Here is a 16,437-nt window from a genome sequence, read left to right on the forward strand (position 1 = left end):
GGTCCTCCGGCGGAGTGTCGGAACCGTCACTTCCGTCCCGACGGGGACTCTCTTGCACCTGGGTCTCCTGACCTATCCCGCGAAGCGCGGACCCTTGACCGTCGCGCGAGCACGCCGGTACCACCGCCATCCGACCGTCGGAAGCGCGTCGCGGAACGGCGCGACCTTCGCCCCCCGGCCCGCCATCCACCCCTCGACGTCCGCCACCGTATGGGTACGGCGGACGATGAGCCGGGCGATGCGGTACATCTCGTCCGTCTGTGAACTCAGCGCGTGCCGCACCGCGACCGCCGAGGCGTAGCCCTCGCGGAGCGCGGCCCTGCGCACACCCCGGCTGTTGTAGCCGTGCGGGTACGCGAGATGCCCCACCTCGTGGCCGAGCACATCCTCCAGCACGTCCTTGGGCTCGCGCAGCTCCCGGCGCAGTTCGGCCGCCTTCAGGGTGTCCAGCTGGGCGTGGGTGATCGTGTGCGTGCCGATCTCCATGCCGTACTGCTCCAGCAGCGGCACCTGCGAGAGCGTCATCATGGGCGCGGGCGGCAGCAGACTGGTCCGGCCCGGTGTGATGGCCCCGGTGGTGAGATACGCGGTCGACACGATCGAGCGCTCGGCGAGCAGTTCGGCGGTCGGCCCCGGCAGATCGGCGAACCCGTCGTCGAAGGTGATCGCCACGGGCCTCTCGGGCAGGGGAGCGCCGCCCGACAGATGCGCGACGAGCGTACTGATCGTGACCGGGGTGCGCCCGCTGCCCACGATCGCGTCGAGATGCCGCCGGAAGACCTCGGGGGTGACCGAGAACTCCGCGATCCACGCGGGCGGATCCTCCACGACGCAGTGGTAGAGCAACACGGGGACGGTGGGCGCGGCCGTCCCGCCGGCCCCGGTCACGGCAGCTCCGTGTTCCACGGCAGGCGTACGCCGCGGACCTTGCGGCGCGCCTTCACATAACCGAGGGGCCCGGCCAGCATGCCCCGGCGCTCCAGCCGGGAGAGATGGCGCGGCCACGGGTAGTCGTGCGCGCCGTGGGCCCCGGGCACGGCCGCGCCGCCGGAGTCCCTGCGGGCGGTGATGGCCCGGGCGCGCGCGAGGCCGCCGGGCAGCCGGCGCAGCAGCGCGGGCAGCAGCGCGGGGCGGCGGACCAGCGTCGCGGTCAGATACGCGGTGAGCCCGGCGCCGTATCCGTACGCCTGGTTGGTGAGGTCCTTCCAGGTCTCGCGGTGGTGGTGCCAGACCAGGGCGTCCGGGCTGTAGCGCAGCCGGTGGCCCGCGGCCAGCACGCTGACGAACGCGTACAGATCGTCGCCGCCCCGGGCGGGGGTGCCGGTGCCGGTCGCCGGGTCGAAGCCGCCGACGGACCTGATCACCGAGGCGCGGAACGCCATGTTCGCGCCGGAGCCGAAGCTGCCCGCCGTGAAGGGGAACAGCGGCTCGTCGGCGGGCGGGTCCGCCGGGTCGTACGTCCGGGGCGTGAAGCCCTTCGCGAAGCCGCCGTGGCTCTCCAGCAGGATCTGGGCGGGCGTCCCGAGCTTCGCGGGCAGGATCAGTCCGGTGGTGCAGCCGAGCCCCGGGTCGGTGGCGAAAGGCGCGGTGAGGGCGGTCAGCCAGTTCGGGTCCGCGACCACGTCGTCGTCCGTGAACGCCACGATCTCGCCGGTGGCGACGGCGACCCCCCGGTTGTGCGCGATCGCGAGCCCCGGCACGGCCTCGCGCACATAACGCACGCCCCGCGCCGCGTACTTGTTCTCGACCAGGTCCTCCGTGGCACTCGTCACGGGCGCGTTGTCGACGACGACGACCTCGAAGTCGGGGTGGTCCTGGGCGAGCAGCGAGTCCAGCGCGCGGGCGAGCTGGTCGGCGCGCTCACGCGTGGCGACGACGACGCTGGTGCGCGGCGGGACCGCCCGGACGGCGCCCGGGTCGGGTGTCCCGGTACGGGCCAGCTGGGCGCGGGCGTCGGCGGCGACCGCGTCGGCGGGTGTCTTGCCGGGCGGGACCCGGCTGACGACCGTGGCGACCGGGCGGCCCCCGATCCGGACCAGGGTGTAGACGTCGCCCCCGGTGATGGCGGGCCCGGCCCCCAGCGCGGGGCCGAAGGACAGGACCTCGCCGTCGGGGCCGTCCAGATCGAGCTGGGCGACGTGGATCGGGCCCGGCTTCGGTGGTTGGGTGTTCATCCGGTTCCTTGTTTCGAATGGGCTCACGGCCGCGCGGGGCTCGGGCGTCAGTTGCCCCGCAGCTTGCCCAGCCGGTTCAGCGTCTGCTTCGCGTGGTGGGCGAGGGCCGGCCGCTCGCGCACGAATCCGTGGGCGCGCCGCACGGGCTCGCGGGCCACCCACTGGAGCGCGGCCCCCGGTCCGGGACGGGACGAGAAGCCCTCGTAGACCTCCAGCCCGCCGGTCTTGAAAGCGTCCTTGTAGACGGCGTCGCCCCGGCCGAAGTCGAACATGCCGATGCCGTGGCCCGCGGCGGCCTCCAGCATGCGCAGATGGAGGATGAGCCCGGGCGAGTAACGGGCGAACTCGACGTCGTACGCCGGGAACCAGCAGCACAGCACGGTCCGGGAGCGCAGTCCGAAGTGCGCGGCGACGGGCCGGTCCCCCGCGTACAGCACGGAGAGCACCCCGGAGCAGCCGGGAGTGCGCTCCTCGTGGAGCAGCTTCACCAGGCCGGCTATCCACTCCTTGGCGAACCGGTCGCGGCGGCCGGTCCTGCGGTACTGCGCGGACTTCCATCCGGTGAGCGTGCGCAGCAGCTCGGGGTCGCGCTCGTCGAAGACGAAGCGCACCTCGCCCTCCCGGCGCCCGAGCCGGCGCTCCTTGGCGAGGGTGGACTTGAGGAACTTGGGGGACTCGGCCCGCAGCCGCTCCTCGTACGCGGGGAAGCCGTCGCCGATGTCCGCGATCGGCGCCTCGAACCGCTCGGCCGCCGAGGGGATGAACAGGTCCTGGCCCGCTTCGAGGTTGTCGTACTCCCAGGTGGACAGCCCACAGGCCTGGAGCAGTTCACGCGCGGTGATGCCCAGGCCGGGCGCCATGATCGCGCCCTGGCAGTCGGAGACGCCGAAGCCGATCGCCCGGCCGTGGCCGAGGGGTCCGCGTTCGTACGGGAAGAATCCGGCCGACGCCCCGTCCCGGGTCAGGACGGCCACCCGGGCGGCCGGGCTGACCCGGCCCACGGCACGGGTGAATTCGGGTTCCATGAACGGGCTGGCCGGTGCGCCGGAACCGGCGCGCAGTTCCCGCCAGGAGTTGATCTCCGATTCGTCCAGTTCAGCTGGTTTCACCACACGGATGCGCAAGCCACGAATGGTGGCGGCGCGCTTGTGCGCGACACCGTTCTGTACGGCGCTCAATTTTGACCCCCCTGGTCCTCCCCAGTGTGCATTTCCCCGGAGCAGGACGCTACCGGGGATATCACACCAGGGCAGTCGGCCCGGTCATCCCGTGACGGACCTGTGAAGATTTGGGAAACACGATACGTGTGATGCCCGAGTTCTGAGTGGGACGTAACGTCCGATCTTGACCTGAGTTGGCCAACTGATATTCGAACAGGCCCCGTTGATCGTAGGATTCTGATTGCTCCCGTCCCCCTGCGGGTGTCCGACGTGTCCGGGAAGGACTCAGTCTGCAGTGATCCTGGTCCATACAGCCGTGTTTTGCAGTGACCTGATTCTCAAAAGTGACAAACCGAGCAGGCCGGGACCGTCTGTGCCGTCCGCGGCGCCCGGTCCGTCCGGACCTGCGGGGCGGCGCAGAGCGCCGGGGACCGCGTGATGAGCCGCGCGAGCGACCGTGCCCCGGTCTGGTGGCCGCTGCTGACCCTGATGGCCGTCGGCGCGGCGGGCGCCCTCACCGCGCTGTACACCGCGGCGGAGTGGCGTCAGATCCTCGCGGGCGCGTGCGCGGCCGTCGCGGTGCTGGCGCTCTCCTGGACGCTCCTGTTGTTAAGGCTGCTGAGCAGTCGGCGCGCCCGCTACCGGGCCGGGCTGCTGACCGCCGACGCCCGCAGCGCGGAAGTGGCGCATCTCGCGTCCGTGCGGATACCCGCGATCGCCGAGCGGCTCCGCGCGGGGCAGCGGCTGGACGGTGTTCCCGGCCCTCTCTCACCGGCCGCCGACATCGGTGAGGAGTTCGCCGGGGCGCTGGACGCCGTGATCGAGGCGCTGGGCTCGGACGAGGCCGTCCGCCGGGAGCGCGCCCTGCGCGACTCCGTGCAGGCGGCCTTCGAGTCCGTCGCCCGCAACATGCACGCGATGGCCACGGTCCAGCAGCAGGTGCTCGACTCGGTGGAGCGGACCATCGAGGACCCGCGGCTGATGGCCGAGGTGATGAAGGCCGACCACGCGGCGGCCCAGATGACCCGCAAGGCCCAGACCCTGCTGGTCATGTGCGGGGTCTGGCCCGCCCGCCGCGAGACCCGGCCGGTGTCGCTCTACGACTGTGTGCGCGGGGCCCAGTCCCGGATCGTGGAGTTCACCCGGGTCGAGATCCACGGCGGCCAGACGCTGTACGTGGTGCCGCCCGCGGTGGAGGGCCTGATGCACAGCCTCGCGGAGCTGCTGGAGAACGCGACGGTGTTCTCCCCCTCCCGCACCCAGGTCGTGGTCACCATCCGCGAGGTCGGCGCGGGGGCGGTCGTGGAGATCGACGACGCGGGCCTCGGCATGCCGCCCGACGTGATGCAGCAGGCGACGGCCAGGCTCCGCGACGAGCTGGACCTGGCGAACCTCGGCGCGGTGCCGCGGCTCGGCCTCGCCTGTGTCGGGCGCTGGACCCGCGAGATGGGCTTCGGCGTCGAGCTGACCGGCGCGTCGGCGTACGGGGGGACCCGGGCGGTGACGTTCGTGCCGTACCGGCTGCTGACCGAGCCGCTGTCCCACTTCTCGGCGCCGCGCGAGGCGCATGAAACACAGGGGAGGCACGGTACGCACGAGGCGGCGCACGGCGCCCATGGCGCCCATGGCGCCCATGGCGCTCACGGCACGCACAGCACGCACAGTTCGCACGGTTCGCACGGTTCGCACGAGAACACCGTGCCCCCGCAGCGGGAGCGGCTGCGGGACCACGACTGGCCGACGGGCGCGCACCGGAGCGCCCATGGCACGGGTGCGCGGGTGACCGGCCCGTACGCGACCGACCCGTATGTCACGGGAAGGGGTACGGGTGCGGGGCCGCGTGGCACCGGGTCGTACGACGGTCCGCCTCCCGGCGGCGACAGGGCTACGGGCACGGGTCCGGGCCGCGGGCCGGTACCGGGGCCCGCCCACGGCCGCGGTCATGAGCCGTACGACCCGGGCCCGCACACCGCCCGCGCCCGGGGAACCGGGAACACGGGGCACGGTACGGCGTACGGCACGGGGCCCGGTACGACCGGGGCAGCCGGCACCGGGGCCTCCGGTCCGTACGATCCGGGCGCGCGCGGGACCGGAACTCCGGGCGCGTACACCACCGGGGCAACCGGCACCGGCGCCTCCGGCCCGTACGACACTCGGTCCCGTACGACCGGCCCGTACGACTCGGGGCCGGGGACGACCGGCCCGTACGACACCGGAGCGCGGCGGACCGGGACCGGGGGGTCCCACGGCGCCGGGGCCCACGGGGCGCGCGCCACCGGTGTCCCCGCCATCTACGAGAGCGGAGCACCGGGCGACGACGACGGGTACGGCCCCGGAGAGCACACCCCCGTGCCGTACGGGCCCGCCTACCAGGCGGCCGGGTATCGCGGCGCCACCGCACCGCGCTCCCCCGCGCCCGCCGTCCCGCACCGGGGCACGGCGGCCCAGCACCCCACCGCGCAGCCCCCCACCGCCCAGCAGGACGCGGTGCAGGGGCGGTCCGACACCCGTGACGCGCTGCCCCGCAGACGCAGCCGGCGCGGTGCCGCCGTCGAGGCGGCGGCCCAGCAGGCACTCCAGCCGCAGCCGCCCGCGCCGCCGCTGCCCGAGCGGCCCGCCTGGACGCCGGAGGCCGCGGGGGCCTCGGTCGCCAGTGTGGTGTCCGGCACCCGCCGGGGCCGCGCGGCCGCCGCCGGCCACAGCACGACCCAGCCCCAGACCACCGCACCCGACGCGTATCAGGGAGGCCGGCCGTGACCGGGACCATAACGAGACTTCCCGACCTGGGCTGGATGCTCCGCCCTCTGACCGAGATCCCCGGCGTACGCCACGTCGTCGTCGTCTCCGAGGACGGACTGCGCCTCGGGCACGCCTCCGCCGAGCAGCTCACCGGCCCGGTGGCCGCGCTCAGCGTCGGCGAGGCCGAGTCGCTCTCCGCCGCCTGTGCCGCGATGAACATGACGGGGCGCTCCACCGCCTCGCTGGTGTTCGGCTCCGGCGCCGGGGTCCGCCAGCTGATGCTGGAGTCGGAGCACGGCTTCGTGCTCTTCACCCACGCCGGGGTGGGCGCCCATCTCGGCGTGGCCACCGGCACCGACGCGGATGTCGGCCTGGTCGCCCAGCAGATGCAGCTGCTGGTGGCCAAGATAGGAGCGCACCTGGGCAGCCGGCCGAGGGATCCGGTGACCGGTTCGTCATGACGGACCGTCCGGAGGAACGGACCACCTCCGCGGTCAGGCCGTATGTGATCACCGGGGGCCGCTCCGACACCGGAAGTGAGCCGCTGTCGTGGGAGACCCTGGTGATGGCCACGGACGCCGCCTTTCCCGCGTCCCTCCAGCCGGAGCATCACATGATCCTGCGTCATTGCCAGGGTCTGCTGTCGGTCGCCGAGGTGGCCGCCCATCTCGGCCAGCCGCCCTCGGTGGTGCAGGTATTGCTGTCGGACCTCGTCCAGTGGGGTCTGATCGTGATACGTCCCCCCATCCCACCGGCCGATCGAGCCGATGTGACCATGCTGAGAAAGGTTCTCCATGGCCTCGAAAGCCGTCTCTGACGCCCATGCCCGGGCGTCGGGACACCCGGGCACCCTCCCCCCACAGGGTCCCGGCACCTCCGCGTCTCCCGGCGCGGGGCCACAGCACGGCAAGTACGTCACCGCCACCGTCGCGGGCGCGGCCAAGATCCTCGTCGTCGGCCCGCTCGGAGTCGGCAAGACCACGCTGATCCGCACCGTCTCGGAGATCAAGCCGCTGTCCACCGAGGAGGTCATGACCCAGGCGGGCGCCCAGGTCGACACCCGGGTCCACCCCGGCAAGACGACCACCACCGTCGCTCTCGACTTCGGCCGGATGACCATCGACGGCGCGCTGGTGCTCTATCTGTTCGGCACCCCGGGCCAGCAGCGGTTCCTGCCCGCGTGGCGGGATCTGGCGCGGGGCGCCCTCGGGGCGCTTGCGCTCGTCGACACCCGTGATCTGGGCGCGTCCTTCGACGCCATCGGCAATCTGGAGGATCTGAGGCTGCCGTTCGCCGTCGCCGTCAACGCGTTCCCCGGCAGCCCCCGGCACGAGGAGCACGAACTGCGCGCCGCCCTCGATCTGCTGCCCGACACCCCGCTCGTCTCCTGCGACGCCCGGGATCTGCGCTCCTCGGTGCGGGCGCTCATCGCCCTGCTGCGCCATCTCGTCGACGACGCCCACGAGGGCCCCCACCCAGTGACGGAGCGTTCATGAACTTCCCGCAGCACTCCGTACCCGCGCAGCACTCCCCCGCCCCCGCGGGTCTCCAGCCCGGTCTCCAGGCCGGTCCCCGGCCCAGTGCGGCGGGCACGGGGCGCGGTCCCGCCGCACCCGCGCTGTACGGTCCGGACCTCGACGGTGACACCCTGCCCGCGTTCTACGAGGAACTGCGCCGCGAGTACGGCCCGGTGGCCCCGGTGACCATCGCGCCGGGCATCGGGGCCTGGCTGGTGCTCGGTCACCGCGAGCTGCTGCGGCTCACCCGCGAGGAGCAGGACTTCTCGCACGACCCGCGCCGCTGGACCCTGCTGCGCGAGGGCCGGGTGCCGCCGGAGTCGCCCATCATGCCGATGGTGGGCTGGCGGCCCGCGCTGCTGTTCACGGACGGGCAGCAGCACCGCCGGATGCGTACCGCCGTGTCCGACGCGATCGCCGGGATCAACGGTCATGAACTGCGCCGCAGCGTCCGGGCGATGGCCGAGGGGCTGATCGCCTCCTTCGCCGACCGGCGCGAGGCCGATCTCGTGCCGCACTACGCCCGCAAGCTGCCGCTCCAGGTGATCATCGGGCTTCTCGGTCTCGATGACCGGACCGGGCAGCAACTGGTGCAGGGCATCGCGGGCATGGTCGCCACCAACGCGGACTCCGTGAACGCCGGCAAGCGGATGGACACCCTCCTGACGGCGCTCATCAAGGAGAAGCGCCGCCGGCCGGGCGAGGACATCACGTCCTCACTGCTCAACCACCCGGCGGAACTCACCGACGAGGAGGTGCTGCACAACCTGGTGGTGATGTTCGTCGCGGGCCAGCAGACCACCGTGAACTGGATCGCCACCACCCTGCGCGTCCTGCTCTGCGACCCCGCCTTCCGCTCGTCCCTCACCCGAGGGCACCTCACCGTGGACGACGCGCTCGACCTGGTGCTGTGGCGCCACCCGCCGACCCAGAACTTCCCCGCGCGCTACGCCACCCGCGATCTGGTCCTCGGCCGCCAGCGCATCCGCGCCGGTGACATGCTGCTGCTCGGACTGGCGGCGGCCAACCAGGACCCCGAGATCCTGCCCGCGAACGGCGCACCGGTGATCGGCAACCGCTCCCATCTGGCGTTCGGCGCCGGCCCGCACACCTGCCCCGCGCAGGACCCGGCCCGGCTGATCACCCGTACCGCCGTGGACACCATCCGCCACCGGCTGCCCGATCTGGAGCTGGCGGTACCGGAGTCCGACCTGGCGTGGATCAGGTCACCGTGGTCCAAGGGTCTGGCGGCGCTTCCCGTCCGCTTCGGTGAACCTCTGATGCCCCGCGGCTCACAGGACCAGACCCCGAACACCCGCTGACCCGGCGCGGGGCCGCCCGGTGCCCTCCGCGGAGGCCGGCGGACGGGCCGCAGCCGGGGAGCGGGGCCGGGGGTCACCAGTCCCGGGCGGAGATCAGCTTCTCGGGGTCCGCGTCCGTGAATCCGTAGGCCGTCGCCACGAACCAGAAGTCCTCGCCGATCTCCTCCCGGGCGACCGTCTCGATCTCACTGCCCGCGGCCTCGAACTCGGCCTCCAGCCGGTTGAACTCCTCCGTCGCCGCCTCGGTGAGCACATACAGCGCCGCCAGATCCGAGGGCCGTTCCGCCTCGATCCGCTCGCACAGCCGCAGCAGGATCGCCCTGCCCTTGTCGAGGACGTGATCCGGAAAGTACGGGTCCTCGTACAGCGGCTGAAGAAACGCACGCTCCGCCACCTGCCGGTTGACGATCGCCACGGTGATTCCCCACTCCCTGGAAGGGCCCGAGTACCGCCGTTCCCGGGTACTGCCGAGCCGGTCACCGATCCTGCACCACGTCACTGACAGACCGGGTGTTCGCCGGGCGTCGGGCCGGGGGTCAGGGTGGGTGCGCAGTGGGGGCATACGTATTGGAGTGAGCGTTCTATCCAGCGGAGGGGGATGGGGGCGGTGGCGGGACGGCCGCAGTGGGCGCAGTCGGCACTGAGGGGGTCCGGGGCGCTGCCGGTGAGCGCGGCGGCGTTCATGTCGGCACGTTCGCACGGCTGATGGCCTCCCGGCCCGCCGAGTCGCCTCGTACGCCGGTGTCCCGCGGGATGGACAGCTCGGCCCACACGACCTTGCCGGGCCCCTCCCGTTCGGTCACACCCCACCGGTCGGCCAGCGCGTCGACGAGCCACAGCCCCCGCCCACCGGTCGCCTCCGGCGCGGGCGCACTCGGCACGGGCCGTCCCTCGCCCGCGTCCCGGACCTCGATCCGCAGCCCTTCCGGCGAGCGCGTACAGCGGGTCTCGATCTCCCGCTCCGGCGCCGTGAACGCATGACACACGGCGTTGGTGAGCAGCTCCGACAGCACGAGCAGCGCCGAGTCCTCGATGGCCGTGAGACCCCAACCCGCCAGCGCCTTGCGCAACTGAGCGCGGGCGCGTCCGACACAGCCCGGATGACGGCTCCAGCGCGACACCACCGCGTCGCCACCACACCCGCCGTTCACCCGTCCACCGCCATCGGGCCGAAGGGCGGCCCCTCGTATGGACGGATCGTGCGGTTCACCATGTTCACGCTCCTCTTCAGAGGGCCAGAAGGCGCACAGAGCACCTCAAACTAACCGGAATCATCTAATCCCTCATCAGATCAGGTGAAATACAACAGTGTTGGGAGTTCAAGCTTGATGGCTCGCCGTTACTTTCAACAGGTCAGCGAACGTGTCAACGACGGACTGTCACAAGGAGAAGGCCATGGGACGACGCAACGACAAGCCGGGCGAGAAGTCCGGAGCCACCACATCCGCCGCACTGTTCGGCGAACTGTTACGCGAACACCGCGACCGGGCCCGACTCTCCCAGGACAAGCTCGCGAGCCAGATCCCGTGCGACCGCTCCCTGGTCGCCAAGATCGAGGCAGGAGCGCGGGTGCCGCAGCAGCCGTTCGTGGAGCGATGTGACGAACTGCTGGAGACCGGTGGGATATTGGCCCGGTTGTGGGCCCGGATCGACTGGTACTCGCCTGCGGATCATCCGGATTGGTTCCGCAGGCGGGCGGAGATGGATGCGGAGGCGACGGCGCTGCGTGTGTATCAGACGCAGTTCATGCCAGGGCTTCTACAGACCGCCGACTACTCCCGTGCCCTGCTCTCTCCCGCATTGAGAGGCGACAACGGCGCAGATCTCGTGGCGGCACGACTCGGCCGACAGCGACGCTTCATGGCCCAGGATGGACCACTCCTGATAGTGGTGTTGGACGAAAGCGCACTACGTAACTTCGTTGGCGACGCCGACGTGATGCGCGACCAGTGCACCCATCTACTGGCCATGGGATTGCGCCCAAACATCCGCATCCAGGTGGCCCCAGCCGATCGACCACTCGATCGCCCTGCGAACTCGATGTCGTTGATCACCTTGTCCGACGGACACCAGTGGGTCTACTCCGAGTCCTTGGACCGAGGCCATTTCAACGACGATCCAGCCGTCTACTCCCGGCACGCCCGGACCTATGATGTGCTCAGAGCGGATGCCCTATCGGCTCACGGATCTGCCGCTCTGATCAGCGACTTCATGGAAGGGTACTCCGGGAATGGAACACCGGCTCAGCGCGGCGACGTGGATCAAAAGCTCCCACAGCGGCCCCAACGGCGGCGACTGCATAGAGGTGGCCCTCGGATCTACCGACGTCGTCCCCGTACGTGACAGTAAGAACCCCTCCGGCCCGGCGCTGCACCTCACACCCCGCGCCTTCGCCGGACTCCTCGCGTACGCCAAGAACACCACCATCTAGCCCACCGCCTGGAAGGGCGACCGAGTATGGAGCACATCCTCAGCGCGGCGACGTGGATCAAAAGCAGCTACAGCGGCCAAAACGGCGGCAACTGCATAGAGGTAGCCCCCGGGTACGCCGTGGCCACGTGGTCCAAGAGCACCTACAGCGGCGACAACGGCGGCGACTGCGTCGAGGTGGCTTCTGGGCTCACCAACGTGGTCGCAGTCCGAGACAGCAAGAACCCGTCCGGCCCCCACCTCCACCTGACACCCAGCGCCTTCACCGGACTCCTCACGTACGCCAAGAACCACGCCGACGTCTAGGGCTTCCGTAGGCGGTCGGCGGTCTTGTCGCCGTGGGCGAGAAGACCGCCACCGCCGGAGTCAGTCTGCGCCACTCGGACCGGGAGGTCCTCGGCTTCTTCGCCCGGGAGGGGCTGCCCAACGTACTGGTCCGGGCGCACCCGGAGAGCCGGCTGCCGGAGCAGCACCAGCACGGCGGCGTGTGACACCTCTGGCTCAACTGGCCTTTTCGGACGGACACTTGGCGGTGTCACAGGACATGACCGTGGCACCCGTCCACCCCGTCAGGAGAGCCCACGTGAGCACTGCGCACGTCACCCCGCCGCACCGGATGGACGCCCGTGGCGGCTGTCCCCACGCAGCCAACGCCCGGCTGCTCGCCGAGGGCACCTCGGCCGGGATCGTCCTTCCCGACGAGGTGCCCGGGATGGCCGTACTGGGGCATGAGGCACTGAAGGAGTTCCTCGCGCATCCCGAGGTCTCCAAGAGCCCCGCGCATTTCACCGCGCTCCGGGAGGGCCGGATACCCGAGGGGTGGTCGCTGATGAACTTCGCCGTCCTGCCCGGAATGCTGACCAGTGACGGGGACGAGCACCGGAGGCTGCGCTCCCTGGTGAGCAAGGCGTTCACCGCCCGGCGGGTGGAGGGGCTCCGGCCCAGGATCGAGGCGCTGACGGCCCGGCTGCTGGACGGACTGGACGCGGCGGCGAAGGCGGGCGGCGGGGTCGCCGACCTGCGGACGCACTTCGCGCTGCCGCTGCCGCTGAGTGTGATCTGTGAGCTGTTCGGGGTGGACGAAGAGGCCCACGACCGGCTGCACGAGCTGTCGGACCTGGCGGTCAGCACCACCGTCACATCCGAGCAGGCGATCGCCGCGACCCGTGACATGGCCGCCACGCTCGCCGGGATCGTGGCGACCCGCCGGGAGAACCCGGGCGACGATCTGACCAGCGCGCTGATCGCCGCGCGGGAGGACGGTGACCGGCTGAGCGAGGGGGAACTGATCGGCACGCTGATGCTGTTCGTCGTGGCGGGCCACGAGACCACGCTGAACCTGATCACGAACGCCGTACGGGCGCTCTGCGCCCACCGCGACCAGCTCGGCCTGATCCGCTCCGGCGGCGCGTCCTGGTCGGACGCGGTGGAGGAGACCCTGCGCTGGGACAGTCCCGTCAGCTACTTCCCGTTCCGCTACCCGGTGCGGGACATCACGCTCGACGGGACGGTGATCCCCCGGGGGACGCCGGTCCTCGCGGGCTACTCGGCCGCCGGGCGGGACCGGGCCGCCCACGGCCCCGACGCGGACCGCTTCGACGTGCGCCGGGAGTCGCCGGGCCGTCATCTCTCCCTCGGGCACGGCGCGCACTACTGTCTGGGCGCGCCCCTGGCCCGTATGGAGGCGACGATCGCCCTGGAGCGGCTGTTCACCCGCTTCCCGGACCTGGATCTGGCGGTCCCGGAGGCGGAGCTGCCGAGGCACGCGAGCTTCGTGGGCAACAGCGTGGAGGAGCTGCCGGTGCGGCTGGGGCACCGAGGGGTGTGAGCAGGGGCGGTACGGCGGCGCGCTACCACCCATCGGGTTCGGCCACGACCTGTGAGAAGTCACCGTTCCGGAGGGCTTCCGGCTCGATCAGGAAGTGCAGATAGCCGCCGTCGCCCCACGACCAGAGTTCCTTGCCGCCGAGCGTGAGCAGGTGCTTGTGCCGGGTGTTCTTCGGGGTGTGATCGATCCACCACGGCCAGCCGAAGAACTGGTCCGTGCAGACAGGCCCGCGTTCGAGGCCCTCCTTGGCGTAGAGGAGCCTGATCTCTTCGTCCTCGTCCAGCGAGTACATCACGTACAAGGCGGGGCCGAAGGGGTCGAGGGCTTCGGACGCGTCACCGTAGTCGAGGTTGTCGTAGACCTCGTCACCATTGTTCATGGAAGGCAGGGTGACGACCGGGGCGGCGTGCAGCGGTGTCCGGTCGAAGACCAGGGCTCCCGGCGGCGTCTCCGCCTCGACCGCGCGCAGCGGGTCGGCGGGAACAACCCGGCAAAGGCGCGGGTCGTAGAAGTCGAGGGCGAACAGTGCGGAGTATCTGTCGTACAGCTCGCGGTGCCCCGGATCCGGCTGCAGGTAGAAGAAGTTGAGCAGCCCGGACCGGAGGGGCGGCGGCAGCTCGTCCCCCAGCCACGGAGCCAGCTCCGTCAGGTCCACTACGGCGAGCAGAGTGAGCGGGATGCCCTCGTAGTCCGGCCAGGGAGCCCCCGGCTCCAGCAGGGCCGGCCCGCCGAGCCGGCAGCCGCCCGTCGCCGGCCGGTCCGGCCGAACGCGCTGGAGCACGAAGCCCGTCCGCGCCAGTGCGGCCACCTGCGCGCCCAGATGTTCACCCAGGTGCTCGGCACACCAGGCCCCGATGTGCGACCGCGCCTCTTCATGGTTCATGGGCTCCATGCCATCACGGAGCAGCCGACGGCGGAGGTATCACGCGGATCGGCTCGCGTTGGGCCCGACGGCATCGACCGGCCGACCGTGCTGTGGCGCGGCTGCGGCGCGTACGGCCCTGGCGCAGACTTGGCCCGTACACGCCCTGTTGTCCCCGCCTGACGGGCGCTCGCACCGGCGCCCGTTCCCGCACCGAAGGACTCGCCCATGCCCCCAGTCATCGCCGTCACCGGCGCCAGCGGCCGTATCGGCGGCCGGGTCGCGCGCCGTCTTGCCGAACAGGGGGCCGCGCCCCGGCTGCTCGGCCGGAACCCGGCGCGGTTGCCGGAGGTCGCGGGGGCTTCCGCCGCCCCGCCCGCCGCGTACGGGGACGGCGAGGCGATGCGCCGGGCCTGCGACGGTGCGGGGACGCTGCTCCTGGTCTCCGCGCACGAGTCCCTCGGCCGGGTGCGCCAGCACACCACCGCCGTGGACGCGGCCGTGGCGGCGGGTGTGGAGCGGATCGTGTACGTGTCGTTCCTGGGGGCCGCGCCGGACGCGACGTTCACCTTCGCCCGCGACCACTGGCACACGGAGGAGTACATCCGCGCGACCGGCCTGCGGCACACGTTCCTGCGGGACAGCTTCTATCTCGCCGCGCTGGCGGGGATGGCGGGCGCGGACGGGGTGATCCGGGGCCCGGCCGGTGAGGGGCGGGTCTCGGCGGTCGCGCACGACGACATCGCGGACGCGGCGGTGGGGGTTCTGCTCGGCGACGGCCACGACGGGCTGACGTACGACATCACCGGCCCGGCGGCGATCTCGCTGACGGAGGCCGCCGCCGAGCTGAGCCGCTTCGCCGGACGGGAGGTCACCTACGTGGCCGAGAGCGAGGACGAGGCGTACGCCTCACGGGCCGGGTACGGCGCGGAGGAGTGGGAGGTGACCGGCTGGGTCACCTCGTACGAGGCGATCGCGGCCGGGGAGATGGCGACGGTCTCGGACGCGGTGGCGAAGCTGGCGGGCCGTCCGGCGCAGGGCTTCGCGGAGTTCCTGCGGGCGAACCCGGAGTCCTACCGGCATCTGCGCCCCTGACGCCATACGTCCCGCACCAGCGGGACCCCCGGCCGGTACGCCAGATGGACATGGCTCGGCGCGTCCAGCACCACGAGATCGGCCCGGGCGCCGGGGGCGATGCGGCCGACGTCGGTACGGCGCAGGGCCGCGGCACCGCCCGCCGTGGCCGACCAGAGCGCCTCGTCCGGGGTCATGCCCATGTCCCGTACGGCGAGGGCGACGCAGAACGGCATCGAGGACGTGAACGACGACCCCGGGTTGCAGTCCGTCGACAGCGCCACGGTCACGCCCGCGTCCAGCAGCCGCCGGGCGTCCGGCCAGGGGGCGCGGGTGGAGAACTCGGCGCCCGGGAGCAGGGTCGCGACGGTGTTGCCGCTCGCGAGGGCGTCGATGTCCCCGGGGTCGAGGTGGGTGCAGTGGTCCGCGCTGGCCGCGTCCAGCTCGACGGCGAGCCGGACGCCGGGGCCGGGGCCGAGCTGGTTGGCGTGGACGCGGGGGACGAGGCCCCGGGCCTTCCCGGCGGTGAGGACCGCGCGGGCCTGGTCCCCGTCGAACGCACCCCTCTCGCAGAAGACGTCCACCCAGCGGGCGTGGGGCGCGCAGGCGTCGAGCATCTCGCCGGTCACCAGTTCCACATAGGCGGCCGGGTCGTCCGCGTACTCCGGCGGCACGATGTGCGCGCCGAGGTAGGTGACCTCCTCCGTGTGCCGCGCGGCGATCCGGAGCGCGCGCGCCTCGTCGTGGGTGGTGAGCCCGTACCCCGACTTGGTCTCGAAGGTCGTGGTGCCCTGGCGCAGCGCCTCCGCCAGATAGCGCGTGAGGTTCGCCTCCAGCTGCCCGTCGCTCGCGGCGCGGGTGGCCCGGACCGTCGTACGGATGCCGCCGGCCTGGTAGGGGCGGCCGGACATCCGGGCGTTGAACTCCTGCGTACGGTCGCCCGCGAAGACGAGGTGGGCGTGGGAGTCGACGAACCCGGGGACGACGGCGTTCCCCCCGGCGTCGTACACCTCGTCCGCGTCCGGAGCGCTCTGTGCCCGGCCGGTCCAGGCGACCCGGTCGCCCTCGACGACGACGGCGGCGTCGGTGAGGAGGCCGAGCGGGGAGGGATCACCGATGCCGGGCACGTTGGTGACCAGGCTTCCGATGTTGGTGAGGAGAATGCTGGCGCTCATGGGTTCCTATCGATGGTTGTTCTCCCTGTGAGACCGCGTACGCCCAAACCCCAGCCCCGTCGGCGATTGAGGCGCAGGGCTCGGCATCCCAGCCCCGCCGGCGATTGAGGCGCAGGGCTCGGCATCCCAGCCCCGCCGACGATTGAGGCGCGGGGT

The 16,437-nt window shown here is 72.0% G+C and carries 18 protein-coding genes and 1 pseudogene; 12 read left to right on the forward strand and 7 right to left on the reverse strand.

Annotation, left to right across the window (positions count from 1 at the left end; translation table 11 throughout):
* Positions 1–72: 72 nt before the first annotated feature.
* From ACFYT4_RS03685 to ACFYT4_RS03695, 3 genes are read right to left on the reverse strand one after another with little or no spacing between them, the layout of a single operon-like run.
* Positions 73–849 carry a polysaccharide deacetylase family protein gene (locus ACFYT4_RS03685; protein ID WP_389265278.1) on the reverse strand — a complete coding sequence of 259 codons (777 nt, stop codon included), beginning with the start codon at positions 847–849 and terminating at the stop codon, positions 73–75.
* 35 nt (positions 850–884) lie between these two features.
* The gene (locus tag ACFYT4_RS03690) at positions 885–2,174 is read right to left on the reverse strand and encodes a glycosyltransferase (protein WP_389264894.1); all 1,290 of its coding nucleotides are present in this window, start codon (positions 2,172–2,174) and stop codon (positions 885–887) included.
* Between the two features lie 47 nt (positions 2,175–2,221).
* On the reverse strand, positions 2,222–3,298 hold the full coding sequence (locus tag ACFYT4_RS03695; RefSeq protein ID WP_389264896.1) for a GNAT family N-acetyltransferase: 1,077 nt from the start codon (positions 3,296–3,298) through the stop codon (positions 2,222–2,224).
* 474 nt (positions 3,299–3,772) lie between these two features.
* Between ACFYT4_RS03695 and ACFYT4_RS03700 the strand changes: the two genes are divergently transcribed.
* Genes ACFYT4_RS03700 through ACFYT4_RS03720 form a run of 5 tightly spaced genes read left to right on the forward strand, consistent with a single transcriptional unit; the run spans position 3,773 to position 8,912 of the window.
* Complete coding sequence (locus ACFYT4_RS03700) at positions 3,773–6,091, forward strand: ATP-binding protein (RefSeq protein ID WP_389264897.1); 2,319 nt, start codon at positions 3,773–3,775, stop codon at positions 6,089–6,091.
* Complete coding sequence (locus ACFYT4_RS03705) at positions 6,088–6,534, forward strand: roadblock/LC7 domain-containing protein (protein ID WP_389264899.1); 447 nt, start codon at positions 6,088–6,090, stop codon at positions 6,532–6,534. The genes ACFYT4_RS03700 and ACFYT4_RS03705 overlap by 4 nt, the downstream gene beginning before the upstream one ends.
* Entirely contained in the window at positions 6,531–6,890 is a 360-nt protein-coding gene (locus ACFYT4_RS03710) for a DUF742 domain-containing protein (protein WP_389264901.1), read from the forward strand. Before ACFYT4_RS03705 ends, ACFYT4_RS03710 begins: the two co-directional genes overlap by 4 nt.
* A complete protein-coding gene (locus ACFYT4_RS03715; RefSeq protein ID WP_389264903.1) occupies positions 6,868–7,569 on the forward strand; it encodes an ATP/GTP-binding protein in 702 nt (233 codons plus the stop codon). The genes ACFYT4_RS03710 and ACFYT4_RS03715 overlap by 23 nt, the downstream gene beginning before the upstream one ends.
* On the forward strand, positions 7,566–8,912 hold the full coding sequence (locus ACFYT4_RS03720) for a cytochrome P450 (RefSeq protein WP_389264904.1): 1,347 nt from the start codon (positions 7,566–7,568) through the stop codon (positions 8,910–8,912). The genes ACFYT4_RS03715 and ACFYT4_RS03720 overlap by 4 nt, the downstream gene beginning before the upstream one ends.
* 73 nt (positions 8,913–8,985) lie before the next feature.
* On the opposite strand, the gene ACFYT4_RS03725 is transcribed toward ACFYT4_RS03720, so the two are convergent.
* Positions 8,986–9,327 carry a DUF5713 family protein gene (locus tag ACFYT4_RS03725; protein WP_389264906.1) on the reverse strand — a complete coding sequence of 114 codons (342 nt, stop codon included), beginning with the start codon at positions 9,325–9,327 and terminating at the stop codon, positions 8,986–8,988.
* A 265-nt stretch (positions 9,328–9,592) separates the two neighbouring features.
* Positions 9,593–10,036: an ATP-binding protein gene (locus ACFYT4_RS03730; RefSeq protein ID WP_389264908.1), complete on the reverse strand. Its 444-nt coding sequence runs from the start codon at positions 10,034–10,036 to the stop codon at positions 9,593–9,595.
* 271 nt (positions 10,037–10,307) lie between these two features.
* On the opposite strand from ACFYT4_RS03730, the gene ACFYT4_RS03735 reads away from it, so the two are divergent.
* The 6 genes and pseudogenes from ACFYT4_RS03735 to ACFYT4_RS03760 all read left to right on the forward strand — a co-directional run bounded on the left by ACFYT4_RS03735 (position 10,308) and on the right by ACFYT4_RS03760 (position 13,170).
* Positions 10,308–11,255: a Scr1 family TA system antitoxin-like transcriptional regulator gene (locus ACFYT4_RS03735; protein ID WP_389264910.1), complete on the forward strand. Its 948-nt coding sequence runs from the start codon at positions 10,308–10,310 to the stop codon at positions 11,253–11,255.
* Positions 11,218–11,343 carry a DUF397 domain-containing protein gene (locus tag ACFYT4_RS03740; RefSeq protein WP_389264911.1) on the forward strand — a complete coding sequence of 42 codons (126 nt, stop codon included), beginning with the start codon at positions 11,218–11,220 and terminating at the stop codon, positions 11,341–11,343. Before ACFYT4_RS03735 ends, ACFYT4_RS03740 begins: the two co-directional genes overlap by 38 nt.
* Positions 11,344–11,369: 26 nt before the next feature.
* A pseudogene (locus ACFYT4_RS03745) lies at positions 11,370–11,447 on the forward strand (DUF397 domain-containing protein); the annotation flags it as partial.
* 15 nt (positions 11,448–11,462) lie between these two features.
* Complete coding sequence (locus tag ACFYT4_RS03750) at positions 11,463–11,648, forward strand: DUF397 domain-containing protein (protein WP_389265280.1); 186 nt, start codon at positions 11,463–11,465, stop codon at positions 11,646–11,648.
* A 32-nt stretch (positions 11,649–11,680) separates the two neighbouring features.
* Positions 11,681–11,833: a hypothetical protein gene (locus tag ACFYT4_RS03755; RefSeq protein WP_389264913.1), complete on the forward strand. Its 153-nt coding sequence runs from the start codon at positions 11,681–11,683 to the stop codon at positions 11,831–11,833.
* A 125-nt stretch (positions 11,834–11,958) separates the two neighbouring features.
* Positions 11,959–13,170 (forward strand): cytochrome P450, encoded by a 1,212-nt coding sequence (locus tag ACFYT4_RS03760; protein WP_389265282.1) that lies wholly within the window; start codon positions 11,959–11,961, stop codon positions 13,168–13,170.
* Positions 13,171–13,192: 22 nt separating this feature from the next.
* Here ACFYT4_RS03760 and ACFYT4_RS03765 read toward each other — a convergent pair whose 3' ends face one another.
* Positions 13,193–14,053: a DUF1963 domain-containing protein gene (locus ACFYT4_RS03765; RefSeq protein WP_389264915.1), complete on the reverse strand. Its 861-nt coding sequence runs from the start codon at positions 14,051–14,053 to the stop codon at positions 13,193–13,195.
* Positions 14,054–14,260: 207 nt separating this feature from the next.
* Here ACFYT4_RS03765 and ACFYT4_RS03770 point away from each other — a divergent pair, with 207 nt between their 5' ends.
* Positions 14,261–15,127, forward strand: a complete 867-nt coding sequence (locus tag ACFYT4_RS03770; RefSeq protein ID WP_389264917.1) for an NAD(P)H-binding protein — start codon at positions 14,261–14,263, stop codon at positions 15,125–15,127.
* Here the strand turns inward: ACFYT4_RS03770 and hutI are convergent.
* Entirely contained in the window at positions 15,106–16,281 is a 1,176-nt protein-coding gene (gene hutI, locus ACFYT4_RS03775; protein ID WP_389264919.1) for an imidazolonepropionase, read from the reverse strand. The genes ACFYT4_RS03770 and hutI overlap by 22 nt on opposite strands.
* Positions 16,282–16,437: the final 156 nt, after the last annotated feature.

Source organism: Streptomyces sp. NPDC004609 (genome assembly GCF_042873655.1).
Taxonomy (GTDB): Bacteria; Actinomycetota; Actinomycetes; order Streptomycetales; family Streptomycetaceae; genus Streptomyces.

What these genes read in the sequence shown, in the direction of transcription:
- ACFYT4_RS03690 (WP_389264894.1), bottom strand. Translation starts at nt 2,174, where the DNA reads ATGAACACCCAACCACCGAAGCCGGGCCCGATCCACGTCGCCCAGCTC.
- ACFYT4_RS03770 (WP_389264917.1), top strand. Translation starts at nt 14,261, where the DNA reads ATGCCCCCAGTCATCGCCGTCACCGGCGCCAGCGGCCGTATCGGCGGC.
- ACFYT4_RS03710 (WP_389264901.1), top strand. Translation starts at nt 6,531, where the DNA reads ATGACGGACCGTCCGGAGGAACGGACCACCTCCGCGGTCAGGCCGTAT.
- ACFYT4_RS03720 (WP_389264904.1), top strand. Translation starts at nt 7,566, where the DNA reads ATGAACTTCCCGCAGCACTCCGTACCCGCGCAGCACTCCCCCGCCCCC.
- hutI (WP_389264919.1), bottom strand. Translation starts at nt 16,281, where the DNA reads ATGAGCGCCAGCATTCTCCTCACCAACATCGGAAGCCTGGTCACCAAC.
- ACFYT4_RS03760 (WP_389265282.1), top strand. Translation starts at nt 11,959, where the DNA reads ATGGACGCCCGTGGCGGCTGTCCCCACGCAGCCAACGCCCGGCTGCTC.
- ACFYT4_RS03765 (WP_389264915.1), bottom strand. Translation starts at nt 14,053, where the DNA reads ATGAACCATGAAGAGGCGCGGTCGCACATCGGGGCCTGGTGTGCCGAG.
- ACFYT4_RS03715 (WP_389264903.1), top strand. Translation starts at nt 6,868, where the DNA reads ATGGCCTCGAAAGCCGTCTCTGACGCCCATGCCCGGGCGTCGGGACAC.
- ACFYT4_RS03700 (WP_389264897.1), top strand. Translation starts at nt 3,773, where the DNA reads ATGAGCCGCGCGAGCGACCGTGCCCCGGTCTGGTGGCCGCTGCTGACC.
- ACFYT4_RS03735 (WP_389264910.1), top strand. Translation starts at nt 10,308, where the DNA reads ATGGGACGACGCAACGACAAGCCGGGCGAGAAGTCCGGAGCCACCACA.